Consider the following 14,474-nt stretch of genomic DNA (forward strand, 5'->3'; position numbering starts at 1 on the left):
TTAATATTCATCTTTTATATTTTCTTTAATCCATTTGGTACAAGACTTAAAATTATTAAAAATATGTTCATTGGGAATAAAATCTGGGATGATATCAATACGTTCCATCATATATCTTGGTTGTTTTAAAAGTCCAACAAAGAGTACTTCAACATCTTTCTTTTTTAGATCTAGAAGCATATCTTCCATAGCATATAAACCAGATTGATCCATATATTGCATACGGCCTAAACGTAGAATAACAGTTTTTGCTGTTTCAGGAATTTGCTCTGTTAATGCTTGAAAATCGCTAGTAGAACCAAAAAACAAAGGGCCTTTAATGTGTTTAATAAACACTTCTTCTTTTAGGTTTTCAGGAAAACCACTTTCATCTGCCCATGATTCTTCTTTTAAAGATTTTACATCCGAACGTTCTGCAGTTAAATCTCCAATTTTTTTCATAAACATTAAAGATGCGATTACAAGTCCTATTCCAACAGCATAAATTAAATCCCAAAAAGTAGAAAGTAATAATACAATAAGCATAATTAAAACTTCTGAACTTAATTTTATTGGACCAAACTTAATATCTCTTGGTAAGCTTGGTATTGCTTTAAGTCCTTTATAATCCATAACACCAATACCAACTGTTATTAAAATACCAGCTAATACTGCTGCAGGGATTTTAGATGCTACTGGAGCTAAAACTAACATAATGAGTAATAACATAATACCAGCAATCATACCAGATAATTTTGTTTTACCACCAGCATTAATATTTACAACAGTTCTAATAGTAGCACCTGCTCCAGGTATACCTCCAAATAATGCAGCAATACTATTACCAATACCTTGACCTATTAGTTCTTTATTAGGTTTGTGTTTGGTTTTTGTCATATTATCTGCAACGACACTTGTTAACAAAGAATCAATTGCGCCTAAAAGAGATAAAGTAAGCGCTGTAAAAATATAAGGTGTAATACTACCTAAATTAAAACTAGTAAACATTTCAAGTCTTGGAATTGGAATACCTCCTGGTATTTCTGAAATAGGTCTGTAGCCTAAATTAAAGCCGTAAGCGATTCCAGACATTACAATTAAGGCTACCAATGTACTAGGTATTGCCGTTGTTATTCGTTTAAAACCATAAATAATAAGTATGGTTCCTAAAGCCAAAATAAGTTCTAACCAATTAATGTTTTTTAAAGCTCTTGGTAAAACTTTAATTGCTCCAACAGTTCCAGAAGCTTCTTTAGCTGCTAGTGTTTGCGATTCGTTTAAAATCTGTTCTGGAGTAATTTGGTGTGCACGATCTATTGTTTCTTTAAAATCTTCCAGAACTAAAATACCTTCTCCAGCTTCATCTTTTAAAATGTTTTCTAGAATAACTTCTTCTGCTTGCGGTTTAAATTGTTCTACAAATGCTGTGTCTTCTTTTGGGTAGTAACCAATGGATGGTAAAATTTGCGTTAGCAAAATAATAACTCCAATAGCTGTCATAAATCCAGAAACAACTGGATATGGTATATATCTTATGTACTTACCTAAACCTAAAAAACCAAGACCTATTTGCATGACTCCTGCTAATAAGAATACGGTTAAAATTGCAGGTAGTGCTTTTTCTACACTACCATCATTTGCAGCTACAATTCCAGCAATAATAACCATACTAACGGCTGTCATAGGTGCTGTAGGTCCAGAGATTTGTGTAGATGTACCACCAAAAAGTGCAGCAAAAAAACTAATAAAAATTGCTCCATATAGACCAGCTTCTGGCCCTAATCCTGAAGAAACACCAAAAGCTAGTGCTAAAGGTAAAGCTACAATACCTGCAGTAATACCACCAAAAGCATCGCCTTTAATGTTTGAAAATAAATTTTTCATATTTAATAGTTTTAGTTTGTTTGTTCTACAAAATACCTTTTTTCTACTGACTTTAAAAGGAATTTATATTAGAAGTTAACAAATGCTATTAAATTTATTTGATCACGTCCTGAGTTTTCAAAAAACTGATTCATATAACCTAATTCTAATTTTAAGTTTTCAGAAAACTTATATCCTAAACCACCATATACTCGATTTCTATCGAAAACATCTGATTCTGTATTAAGAAAGACTTCATTATAAGCGGAGAGGTATAAAGGATTTTTACCTTCTTCTTTATTTTGAAGCGGATAATTAAATCCTAAAAAGTATCGGACTCTCATTTTAAAATCGTCTTCTACAAAACGTTGTTCGAAACGATAACGATGGTTTAATTTTAGCTTTCCTATATTTTGTTTAGATGTAAACTGTTGAAAAATTCGATGTTCATTCACAGTGACTTTTTCGTCGGTTTCTCCAATATAGTTTTCAGATAAAATATAACCATATCCTAAAAGGATGTTATTCTTACTCTCGTTAAAAGTATATCCTAAACCAGTTCTTAGTAATAGTTGTTCTAAATCACCTATAGCATCATAATTTCTATATTGCACTTCGTGATGAATATTCCATGTATTGTTTAATTTTTTGTTTCCAATATAAATTAACCAATTCCCTAAATTACTCTCTTGACTTGAAGCAACAAAAGGCAACACCAATATAAATATTAGTGTTGCCATAAAAGTTTTCTTTTTCATAAAAGCCTTTACTGGTTTTATTAATAAAAGTTTACTGCACCAGTATTAATATCATACATTGCTCCAACGATTTTAATTTCACCGTTTTTTTCCATTTCTGTAAGTATTGGACTTTCGGCATGTATTCTATCGATAGTTAATTCTACATTTTTCTTAGATACTTCATCTACAAATGCTAAATTTTTAGAATTTCTTAAGCTTTCATCTTTAGGTTCTGTAACCGCTTTAACTGCTGGATCAATTTTTTCAATTAGTTTCGTAAGGTTCCCCATTTTTGCATGGTCGCATGCTCCTTTTACTGCACCACAACTCGTATGACCTAAAACTACAATTAATTTAGTTCCTGCTAGTTTACATGCAAATTCCATGCTTCCTAGAATATCTTCGTTTACAAAGTTACCTGCAATACGTACACTAAAAACATCTCCTAATCCTTGGTCGAAAACAAGTTCTGCAGAAACTCTTGAATCTATACAGCTTAAAATGGTTGCAAATGGAAATTGCCCTTCACTAGTGTCGTTAACTTGTTCTAAAAGATTACGATTGGCTTTTAAATTATCTTGAAATCTTTGATTTCCTTCTTTTAAATATTGTAATGACTTATCTGGAGTCATTGTAGACTGTGTTTCTTTTGTATGTGCTTTCATGTGTGTTTTGTTTTTATTTATTAAAATAATATTTATTTATGCTTCGGAAACTAATAATGAAACATTTAACTTATTCACCACTTCTTTTAATGGTGTTTTCGTTTCGTTTTCAGCTCTATCTACACATAATAAATTAATGTTGTTTTTAAGTAGGTAGGAAGATAGTGTAGTCATGGAATTGGCATTTTTGTCAAAGACATATTCTACCATTTTTTCTTCGTTTAAACTTAAAACATCTGATTGTTCTTTTTGACTATTAAGGATTCTAAAAGATTTTACCGGTGTTTTGGTATGTGTAATTAAATCTTTAGTAAACTCTGTTTCAAAAACTTTATTAGAAGTGTTTAAAACTCCTAATGTCATTTTTTCGTTTGGCTCTAACGCGTTTTCGTTAGAAGCAATCATAATAATGCCTTTAAAATTTTTTAATATAAATCGCGTAATACTATCTCCAATAAATTTAAAAGGGGTTGTATCTCGTTGCCCTAAAACTATAATATCTGGATTATACGATTTTATTTGCTTTTGGATTTCTTCTTTTATTTTTCCGAAGGCATAATTGCTTTTAATGTTTACATTATACTCTTTAGAAAAACGATTAACTAAAGCATCCATATTCTTTTTGGTATTATTATGCTCTTCATTTAAAGTTCTCATTGCAGTAAATTGGTTATCTCTATCTACAATGTCAATGTGTTTTTTAACATGAAATAATGCTATTTCGGCATCTATCATTTTTGCTAAACTCACACTACTTTTTAAGGTTGTACTAACCGATTTCTTTAAGTCTGAAAGTACTAATATTTTATATTTATTATTTTTCATAATATACTAACTTAAACTTAAATTTGATTTAGGTCTTAATTGAAAAAACTCAATAAAACTAGGTGGATTTTCAACAACGCCACGTTTTGAAATTAATTTAATATCGATGTTTCTTTCCTTTGCTTTAAAAGCAAAATCTTCAAGAATCTCAATAATATCATAATCTAGATATCTTGTTTTTCTAACATCAAACTCTAAATAAGTATCTCTTGGCAAACTGTCTAGTTCTTTTAAAATAGCTCCTTTATTAAAGAAGGTTACTTCTTCAGCAAGTTCCATTTTAATTTTATGTTTCCCATTACTATTATCTTCAATATGAAGAAAGTGAGAGTTTTGGTAACTTTTTAATAGTATAACAACAATACCAACAGCTAAACCTAAACCAATACCTACTAATAAGTCTGTAAATACAATTCCTATAACCGTTACAAAAAATGGAACAGATTGTTTCCAACCTAGTTTGTACATCTTCATAAATAAAGACGGTTTTGCTAGTTTATAACCTACTATTAATAAGATTGCTGCTAAAACAGATAAAGGAATTTTATTAAGTAATGTAGGTATTAATACTACAGAAATTAATAATAAAAAACCGTGAATAATGGTCGATAATTTACTTTTTCCACCAGATTGAATATTAGCAGAACTTCTAACAATTACTTGAGTTACTGGAAGACCTCCAACTAATCCAGATAATATATTTCCTGCACCTTGCGCTAATAATTCTCTGTTTGTAGGTGTTACATTTTTATCTGGATCTAATTTATCTGTTGCTTCTACACATAATAATGTTTCTAAACTTGCCACTAGAGCAATTGTGAAAGCTATAACCCAGACTTCTGGGTTTGTAATTGCAGAAAAGTTAGGAAAACTAAATTGACCAATAAAAGAATCAAAACCATCTGGAACAGGTACACTTACTAAGTGTGATTTTGAAATAGCTAATGTCTCATTAGATTGTGTTAATATGTAAAAAATAATTCCTACTACAACTGCTACTAATGGTCCTTGAATAATTTGAAAAAACTTTCCTTTTTTAGCTAAAACGTTACTCCATAATAAAAGAATACCTAATGCTATAAATCCAGCTACCATTGAGCCTAGTATCAAGTTATCAAAAATATTCCAGATTGCTGAAAAAGTGTTTTCTCCTGATGTTTCTAAAAAACTATCAGCTCCTTCAGGTTCTGCATCATAACCAAAAAAGTGAGGTATTTGTTTTAAAATAATTATAATACCAATTCCTGTAAGCATTCCTTTAATTACAGATGAAGGAAAATAGTAACCAATAATTCCGGCTTTTAAAAAGCCAAAAATCAATTGAATAACACCTCCTAAAACAACAGCTACTAAAAAGTTTTCATAACCTCCTAAAGTACCTATTGCAGTTAATACAATTGCTGCAAGTCCTGCAGCAGGACCACTTACTCCAATTTTAGAACCACTTAAAGCTCCTACTACAATTCCTCCTATAATTCCTGCTATAACTCCTGAAAAAAGTGGTGCTCCACTTGCTAATGCAATACCTAAACATAAAGGTAAAGCAACAAAAAATACAACGACACTTGCAGGCAAGTCGTTTTTTAATGTTTTAAACATATAAACTGATTTTTTACTATTGATTCTTTATTTTATCAATAGTTATTTTTAATATTTTCTTGGGGACAATAAATGTCTAACGAATAAAATATTAAATAAAATCGGGGGGTGGAGAAATAATATTTCTATGCGGGTTTACGTAGTTTTTAAAGAAATAATCTAAATCATTACTTTTAAATAAATCGCAAAATGGGTGGAATTCATTATCAATTTCAGAAAAAACTAATTGGAAATTATTGTTTTCTTCCTCTTCAGAAAGACTATAAAAAACAGACACATCTATAGAACTATCCATTGCTATAATTATAGATGGCGTAGTAATTATTGCCATAAATAATACAGTAAAAAATATAGAAATGTTTCTTTTTAGCATCCTTTAAATGAAATGAAGCTGCAAATATATAACTATAGAATTGTTTTAATGTTAAGGAAAATTTAAATTTCGCTTAAAGCTTTAATATCTTCATTAGAAATCCAACCTATTTTACCATCGGTAAGTTTAATTTTTTTCCAATTATTTACAGTATCTAGAATTAAAACTTTAGTTCCTTCGTGTAATCTAAAAGATTCTTCGCTTCTTAAATTTGGTTCGCTTTTTACTAATGCTTCTTGCGAAAACACAATTGCTGGATTGTTATTTTTGTCTATATCGAATTTATGAAATGCAAAAAACAGCATAATAAAACTTAAAAACAAAAAACTGGAACTACCAATAAAAGCCAGTCTTTTTCTTCCTGTAGAATAACTAAAATAATACCATAAAGACATAAGCACAAATAATACCATTGCAGCAACAGAAAGGTAAGCCCAAGCGTCAAAACTAAACGCATTGGTTAGATTTTTAAAAAGTTTAGAAAAACCAACCTCTGGAACCACATCTATTGCATCTACCGTCATATTTCTTGCAAAAGCGATATTGTTTTGTATTTCTTTATCGTTTGGCGAAAGCTGCAATGCTTTTTCAAAATAGTAAATACTTGGTGCAATATTATTTAATTTATAATGTGCATTACCAAGATTAAAATATAAGGACGCAGCATGTTTTTTGGTGTCTAAAATGGATTCGTACTTGGTAATTGCTTCCGTAAATTTCCCTTCGTTATACAATGCATTTCCTTCTTCAAAAAGCGTATTGTTTTGTGCTACTGATATTGTAGATAGTATACAGGTTAGTATGTAAATTATCTTTTTCATATTAACGAATTTGTTTATCTATTTCAGAAATTGTTCGAGATGCTTTTTCATAATCTTGTTCCATTTCCACTTGCGTAATTGGCGTATAACGTGCTAGCTCACAGTTTTGAAGAATACTTACAAATTCGGAAACCGTTGTGTTTTCTACTTCTCTTTCATTTAATGTTTCTGTAATCTTGTCTTTACTAAAATCACTTGTTTCTATTTGTAACTTGGCTTTTAAGTAATTATGTAATGCTTTTTCTAGAGCCACATAAAAAGCTTCTTTTTGCCCAAGTGCTCGTTTTGCTTCGCTTAAATACCTTTTTGCTAATCTATCTGCTTTTCTAATTTTATTACCAGTTACATCTGCAAGGCGTTCATCGCGTTTGTTTCTAAATACAATAGCTAATGGTATTGCTAAAAGAGGTCCTAATAAAGCTGTCCAAAAACCTGTAGTTTTAAAGAAATTTTTCTTTTTTATAGAAACAAAATTAGCGTTGGTTTTAATGAATGCAAATTGATCGTTACTTAAAACGGGCTGTTTGTTGCTACCATTTGCTATAGCATTATTAGCAGACTCGTTGTTTGTAGGCCCTTCTAACACATCGATAACCAATTCGCTTGAGGATAGTGTTTTATAACTTTCTGTTTGTAAATCGAAATAAGAAAAGGAAATACTTGGCAAAGGGTATTTTCCTTTAAATTGCGGAACAACAGTATAGCTCTCACTACGAGTTCCTTGCATACCATTAATGTTTGTTCTTACTTTGTCTTTGTTTTCTGGCTCATAAACCTCTAAGGAACTTGGAAGGCTTAGTTTAGGTAATTCGAATAATTTCAAATTACCATTACCAGAAACGGAAACAGTTGCTTGTAGGGATTCTGAAGCGTTTAATTCGGTTTTAGATGTTGCGACTTTAAAATTAAAATCTCCAACCGCACCAGTAAAGTTTGCTGGTTTATTATTTTCAGGTAACGGTTTTACGTTAATATTTCTACTTCCTGCAGAAATAGATTTATGTGCTTGAGTCATTAAACGCTCACCAAAAATATTACGTCTATTTGTTGGTACATCTACTGTAATGTCTAAACTTAAAGGTTCAATTTCTAATTTCCCAGTTTTTTGTGGATATAGTACTGTTTTACGTAAAACTACATATCTATAATCTTCTCCTTTATAGGTTCCTTTTAATATTTTTAAGCCTTTAATATCTATATTTTGAGACCAAAAATCGTTGTATCTGGGGCTTGATGTTTCTCTCCAATTACTTACTCCTGTATTTGGTGAAACGTATAATTTATAAACAACCGTTATACCTTCGTTTAAATAAGGGCTAGTTTTAGATACCTCAGCAACTAAGTGAATATTGTCGTCTATGTCTATTGCAGGATTATTAGGATCGTTTGGTTTATCTACTGCTTTAGAAACAACCACAGTTATTGGTGTTGTTTTATAGATTTCTCCTTTAATTTCTATTGTTGCCTGATTAATTGTAAATTTACCTTGCTTTTTTGGTGCTAAAAAGTAACTATACGTTTTATTAAAAGACTTTTTTCCATTCACCCATGAATGGCTAACCGATTGGTTTGGTCCTGCAACTACATTAAAATTTTGAAAGCTTGGTGGATTAAAATTATCGCCATCTTCATTCATTTCAAAATCAATACGCAAACGTTCATTAACACCTAGTTTCTTCTTACTAACTTTTGCTTCAAATTTCACTTGTGCTGAAGCAATACTTGTTACAAGTACGATGAATAATATGGTTATGTGTTTAATTGTTTTCATAAGCTCTTTTGTCCTTTGGACATCTTTCCCTAATGGAAAGTAAAGATTTTGTTTTATTTTTTTGTTTATAAATACAAGGTTTTAAAACCCTTTAAGGCAACCAAAAGGCACTTGGGTTGCAAACATTTTACCAATCTTTTTCGGTTTGTACACGCTCTCCTTTTGCCTTTTGAGCATTCATTTTATCTTGTACTTTTTGTTCTTGATCATTCATTGCTTCTAATAAGTTTTTAACTTGTTGAGGCGATAATTGTCCTGGTTGTGGTTTTGGTTGTTCTTTTTTCTGATCTTCACCTTCTTTCCCTTGATCTTCATTTTCATCTTTAGGATCGCCTTCTTCGTCTTTCTTATCTTCGCCTTCTTTTTTATCTTGATCTCCTTCGTCTTCTGGGTTTTCTTTGTTTTCTTCGTCTTGATCTTTTTGATCTTCCTTGTCTTGCTCTTTATCTTGATCTTCTTTATCCTGCTCTTGGTCTTTTTGATCTTCTTTATTTTCGTCTTGTTTGTCTTCTTGGTCTTGTTGGTCTTGTTGTTGCTCTGCACATTCTTTTGCTAAAGCATAATTATATCGGGTTTCGTTATCTGTAGGGTTATTTCGCAATGCATTTTTAAAGGCTTCTGCCGCTTCTTTGCATTGTTTATCTTCCATTAAAACATTACCAATATTATGGAATGCCCTGTATTTTTCGTCTTTTGTTGTTGCGTATTTAGCAGTTTGTTTTAACCTGTATAAAGCTTCATCAAAAATTCCTTTTTTGTAATATGAGTTGCCTAGATTATAGGCACCCACAGCATAGTTTGGTTGTTCTGATATCGCTTTTCTATATTCCATTTCCGCAGATACATAGTCTTCATTATCTGCTAATATGTTAGCATCATAAACGAAATCATTCGCTTTATTTTGCGCAAGTAATTGTTGTGCTTCTTTTTCATTGTCTTGTGCAAAAGAAGAAATGCTAAAAATTGCGAATATGATTATTACTAAGTGTTTCATTTTAATTTTTACTAAATTATAAAACTACTGGTTTGCTTATAGTTAAAGATTTTATAAAATTATTTAAAGGTTTTCGTTAAATAGGTTTAGTTTTTTTAACCATGCTGTTTTTCGTTCTAATAAAAAGATATCGACTAACAACAAAAATATTGCTAATGCTAAAAACCATTGGAATTGATCTTTAAAATCTGCAAATTCTTTGGCTTCAAATTCTGTTTTATCCATTTTATTTAAAATGTCTCTAATAGTATCTACAACTTCATTGGTGTTTCTACCATTAATATAAACACCGTTTGCCTCAGCTGCAATGCTTTTTAAATTTTCATCGTTTAAACGTGTTATTACAGTTTCTCCTTGTCTGTCTTTTTTATAATTTAAAACAACACCATTTCTTTTAATAGGTATTGGTCCTCCTTTTATATCTCCAACTCCAATAGTGAAAATTCTAATTCCATGTTCTTTCGCTTCTTCGGCTGCTCGAATTGCAGATTCACCAAAATGATCTTCACCATCTGAAATGATTATTAATACTCTATTGGTTTGCTCTTCGTTATCAAAATAGGTTTCGGCTAATTGTATTGCTCCATTTATAGCTGTTCCTTGTGAAGACAGCATATCGGTGTTCATGTTTTGCAAAAACATTTTGGCTGCTGCATAATCTGTGGTGATTGGTAATTGTGGAAATGCTTTTGCTGCGTATGCAATTATACCAACACGATCGCTTGCTAGATTATTTATAATTTGGGTAACTAATTGTTTCGATTTGTCTAACCTGTTTGGCGCAATATCTTCAGCCAACATACTTTTAGAAACATCTACCGCAAATACAATATCTACTCCTTGTCGTTTTACCGTTTCAAGTTTTGTTCCAACTTTTGGATTTACCAAAGCGATTGCTAAACATGCAAATGACAAGCATAATACAATGACTTTTAATATACTTTTAAATACGGATTGGTTTGGGCTTAATTTTTTTAATATTGCTTTATTGGCAAAGTTTTTTTGCGCTTTATGTTTCCAAAATTGAAGCAATAAAAAGAGTAGGATTATTACTGGAATAATCACTAAAACCCAAAACCATATTTTTTCTTCTAGTTGATACATGTTAACTTTCCGCAAAAGCGGAAATCTTTTAATTATTATTAATATTTTTAAAAATCTACAAGGTTTTTAAAATCTTGCAGAAGATTCTATAAACCTATACAAAACTTCTAAAAATGGTGAAACGCAATAACAATTCTATTGCTAATAAAAGTCCTGCCAATAATACTAACGGGCGATATTTTTCTTCGTAATTATAAAACTTAAATTCTTCTATTTCTGTTTTTTCTAGTTTGTTTATTTCGTCATAAATTTCGGCAAGCTTCTTATTATTAGTTGCTCTAAAGTATTTTCCTCCTGTAGCATCTGCGATTTCTTTAAGTAACGTTTCATCAATTTCTACTTGCACTCTTGCGTATTGAAAAGTACCATTAGGATTTACAGCATAAGGAGATAATGCCATACCGTTGGTACCTAAACCTATGGTGTACACTTTAATACCATATTCTACTGCTAATTCGCTAGCAATTTTTGGATCTATAAAACCTGAGTTATTTACACCATCTGTAAGTAAAATTATTACTTTACTTTTAGCCTTGCTGTCTTTTAAACGGTTTACAGATGTTGCTAATCCCATTCCAATTGCAGTTCCTCCTTCAATAATAGTATTGTATTTTATTTCGTTTAAAGAACGTAACACAATGGCTTTATCGCTTGTAATTGGTGTTTTTGTATAGCTTTCTCCTGCGTATTCTACTAGACCAATTCTGTCATTTGGTCGTCCTGCAATAAACTCGGATGCAACATCTTTTAAGGCTTCTAAACGGTTTGGTCTTAAATCTTTTGCTAACATACTTGCCGAAACATCTATTGCCATAACAATATCTATTCCTCGAGTTGTTTTTGTTTTTGTGGAAACATCTACTGTTCTTGGTCTTGCTAACGCTGTTATTAATGCTGCTAGTGCTGCTAAACGTAAAACAAAAAGCAAGTGTCTAAATTTTGGCAACCAAGAATTGGTTATTTTAAAACCTTTTAAACTTGATATTTTTAATTCTGCTGTTTGCTTTTTGTGTTTAAAAATATACCATAGCACAGCCAATGGAAGTAATAAAAACAACCAGAAAAATTCTTTATTTAAAAATTCTATTCCTTCAAACATGGTTTACTTTTCTTCTTGTTCTTTTTTAGCTTTTTCTTCTTTTACTAGTTCTACAGAATTAATTATTCTATCGGCTATTTCTTTAGCATACACATCACCTTTTCTATAAGTAATTGCAATTTCTTGTATTACATTTTCTGCGGTAAAATGAAGTAAGATATATTCGCCGTCATAAAAATTATTTGTATTAGCAACTGGAAGACTAGCAGTTCCTTGTGTTTTTAATCCTTCTGCATTATTAGGAGTAACAAACTTTTCTTTAGTTACTAACATATTAGTAACTCCTTGTTTTTCTAGTTGCTTAATAGCTTGTTCGGACGTCTGATTTAAATCTATTTTTTCCTGACTTTCTTGTTGGTTAAGCTTTAAAGTAGAAAGGGTTACACTTAGAGGCTCAGAAACGTTACCAAAACTAAAAACCGTCATTTGTAGTTTGGCTTTTATTTCTTCAGGAATTGGTGGGTTTGCTCTTTTTAAAACTTTTGGTGTAGAGATTGTAATAGGTGGAAAACCATAATCACTAGTTACCCAATTTCCTTCCAGCAACTCTTTACTTTCATGACCAATAATAGTGTCTTTTACATAACCAAATCCGTATTTTAAACCAAAACCAATAAACGTTGCTATACATAACCCAACAACTACAAATATTGTTATTATCGTTTTTTTACGTTTTTGTTTTCTCTCTTTTTCTTCTTGATATTTTTGATCTAGCGCTTTCTCTTCTTCTGTTGGTTCTGGTAAAGCTTCTTTTACCTGATCTATTTCTACATCAATCGTATTTCTATCTAGTTTTGCAAGCTCAATATCTGGAGCAGACTTTGCGAATTTTACTAAATCGGCACGCTTTAAAATCGTTTCAATATTTTTAATATCGTCTTTACTAATATCTATTTGATTTGCATCTTTTAATATGTTTAATCGATCTATTAACTCATCTGTGGTACTTTCTAAAGCACGGTCGTATACTTTTTCGTCTAGATATTTTCTAATAATAAAAGTTAATTCGGAATAGTAATCTTTTAATTCGGCATTTTCTAAATAGCTACTTTCATCTAAGGTTTTTAGTGCTAGTTTTGCTCTATCATAAGGTGGAAGTAATGCTATTTTCTCTTCTTTGGTAAGCGGTTTTTTACGCCAAATAAACCAGTATAATAAGAAACCTATTAAAGATAAAACCAATAAAGTTAAAAGAACATATTGAAACCATTTACTTGGTGTTTTATCTACTTCAATTATTGGTTTAATATCATACAAGCCTTGTTTTGTAGTATCTACCACAATATTTTTCACTTGCACTTGTAAAGAATCGGTATGAAATACCTTAGTACCAATTACAATTTTTTGTCTTGGAATTGTAAATGCTCCAGAGTCAAATTGCGTTAATCCATATTTTTTAATTAGTTTATATTTTGCGTCTTCTTTTGTGGTGTCTATTGCGTAGGACTCTATTACTTCTAGAGGAAGAAATGATTGTCCTTCAGGAAAAACCACAACATTGGTTGTATCTGTTTCTACTTGTACTTTATAAGTAATTTGTTCTCCTATTTTTATGGAAGTAGAGTCTATAGAAGAGGTTACTTGCGCATGAGAAAGGAAAGAGAATAGAACAAACAATAAAGACATAGCTAATACTCTAGTATGCTTTATTTTATCATTCAAAAATCTAAAATCGTAATTCATAAATCGTTAGTCTTTTTACCCTCTTCTTTTAAAATAACCTAAAAGCTTTTTCACATAACTTTCATCTACTCTACAATCTATGGCACCTGCTCCAGATTTCGCAAAACTATCTGTATAATATGCTACTTTCTCTTGGTAGAATTTAGCGTAATTTTTTCGTACAGATTTAGATTGTGTATTCACTAAAAGTAATTCTCCTGTTTCTTCATCCTGCATTTGCACCATGCCAATATTAGGCATTTCTTCTTCGCGTTTATCAAACACTCTAATTCCTGTGACATCGTGTTTTCCTGCTGCTATTTTTAAAGTATGTTTATAATCGTCTGCAATAAAATCAGAAAGCACAAAAACAATCGCTTTCTTTTTCATTACGTTTCGCATAAACTTTAAAGCTTCTGCAATATTTGTTCCTTTGCTTTTTGGTTTAAACTCTATTAACTCACGAATAATTCGCAAAACATGCGATCTTCCTTTTTTTGGAGGCACATAAAGTTCTACCTCATCCGAGAATAAAATTAATCCTATTTTATCATTATTCTGTGTTGCTGAAAATGCTAATGTTGCTGCTATTTCGGTTACTACTTCATTTTTAAATTGTTCTTCTGTACCAAACAATTCAGATCCTGAAATATCTACCATAAGCATCATAATTAATTCACGCTCTTCTTCAAAAACTTTTACATGTGGCACAATAGTTCTTGCAGTAACATTCCAATCTATATTACGAACATCGTCTCCATATTGATACTGTCTCACTTCAGAAAAAGTCATACCACGACCTTTAAAGGTAGAATGGTATTCTCCTCCAAAAATATGATCAGACAAACGACGTGTCTTAATCTCAATTTTACGAACTTTTTTTAGTAATTCTTTAGTATCCATCTTTATAAGTATGCCGTGAGCAATCTTCAGTTAGTAGTAATTAAAATTCAGAATTCGAGTAAGTAACTGAATACTG

13 protein-coding genes are annotated in these 14,474 nt (G+C 30.9%); all 13 read right to left on the minus strand.

Annotated elements, in window-relative coordinates; genetic code table 11:
- The 13 genes from Q4512_RS02265 to Q4512_RS02325 all read right to left on the minus strand — a co-directional run bounded on the left by Q4512_RS02265 (position 1) and on the right by Q4512_RS02325 (position 14,398).
- Complete coding sequence (locus tag Q4512_RS02265; protein WP_303421181.1) at positions 1–1,863, minus strand: SulP family inorganic anion transporter; 1,863 nt, start codon at positions 1,861–1,863, stop codon at positions 1–3.
- A 68-nt stretch (positions 1,864–1,931) separates the two neighbouring features.
- On the minus strand, positions 1,932–2,600 hold the full coding sequence (locus Q4512_RS02270) for a DUF2490 domain-containing protein (RefSeq protein ID WP_303421183.1): 669 nt from the start codon (positions 2,598–2,600) through the stop codon (positions 1,932–1,934).
- Positions 2,601–2,620: 20 nt separating this feature from the next.
- Positions 2,621–3,247: a carbonic anhydrase family protein gene (locus Q4512_RS02275; RefSeq protein WP_303421185.1), complete on the minus strand. Its 627-nt coding sequence runs from the start codon at positions 3,245–3,247 to the stop codon at positions 2,621–2,623.
- A gap of 36 nt (positions 3,248–3,283) precedes the next feature.
- Complete coding sequence (locus tag Q4512_RS02280; protein WP_303421187.1) at positions 3,284–4,072, minus strand: universal stress protein; 789 nt, start codon at positions 4,070–4,072, stop codon at positions 3,284–3,286.
- Between the two features lie 6 nt (positions 4,073–4,078).
- The gene (locus Q4512_RS02285; RefSeq protein ID WP_303421189.1) at positions 4,079–5,671 is read right to left on the minus strand and encodes a SulP family inorganic anion transporter; all 1,593 of its coding nucleotides are present in this window, start codon (positions 5,669–5,671) and stop codon (positions 4,079–4,081) included.
- Between the two features lie 91 nt (positions 5,672–5,762).
- Positions 5,763–6,002 carry a hypothetical protein gene (locus tag Q4512_RS02290; RefSeq protein ID WP_303421190.1) on the minus strand — a complete coding sequence of 80 codons (240 nt, stop codon included), beginning with the start codon at positions 6,000–6,002 and terminating at the stop codon, positions 5,763–5,765.
- A gap of 104 nt (positions 6,003–6,106) precedes the next feature.
- Complete coding sequence (locus Q4512_RS02295) at positions 6,107–6,865, minus strand: tetratricopeptide repeat protein (RefSeq protein ID WP_303421192.1); 759 nt, start codon at positions 6,863–6,865, stop codon at positions 6,107–6,109.
- A 1-nt stretch (position 6,866) separates the two neighbouring features.
- Positions 6,867–8,636, minus strand: a complete 1,770-nt coding sequence (locus tag Q4512_RS02300) for a BatD family protein (RefSeq protein ID WP_303421194.1) — start codon at positions 8,634–8,636, stop codon at positions 6,867–6,869.
- 127 nt (positions 8,637–8,763) lie between these two features.
- Positions 8,764–9,630, minus strand: a complete 867-nt coding sequence (locus tag Q4512_RS02305; RefSeq protein ID WP_303421196.1) for an aerotolerance regulator BatC — start codon at positions 9,628–9,630, stop codon at positions 8,764–8,766.
- A gap of 63 nt (positions 9,631–9,693) precedes the next feature.
- Positions 9,694–10,734 (minus strand): VWA domain-containing protein, encoded by a 1,041-nt coding sequence (locus tag Q4512_RS02310; protein ID WP_303421198.1) that lies wholly within the window; start codon positions 10,732–10,734, stop codon positions 9,694–9,696.
- Positions 10,735–10,828: 94 nt separating this feature from the next.
- The gene (locus Q4512_RS02315) at positions 10,829–11,833 is read right to left on the minus strand and encodes a VWA domain-containing protein (protein WP_303421201.1); all 1,005 of its coding nucleotides are present in this window, start codon (positions 11,831–11,833) and stop codon (positions 10,829–10,831) included.
- A gap of 3 nt (positions 11,834–11,836) precedes the next feature.
- A complete protein-coding gene (locus Q4512_RS02320) occupies positions 11,837–13,516 on the minus strand; it encodes a hypothetical protein (RefSeq protein ID WP_303421203.1) in 1,680 nt (559 codons plus the stop codon).
- Between the two features lie 15 nt (positions 13,517–13,531).
- Positions 13,532–14,398, minus strand: a complete 867-nt coding sequence (locus tag Q4512_RS02325) for a DUF58 domain-containing protein (protein WP_303421206.1) — start codon at positions 14,396–14,398, stop codon at positions 13,532–13,534.
- Positions 14,399–14,474 lie beyond the last annotated feature (76 nt).

Origin of the sequence: Oceanihabitans sp. 2_MG-2023 (assembly GCF_030547245.1) — a bacterium.
Classification (GTDB): Bacteria; Bacteroidota; Bacteroidia; order Flavobacteriales; family Flavobacteriaceae; genus Oceanihabitans.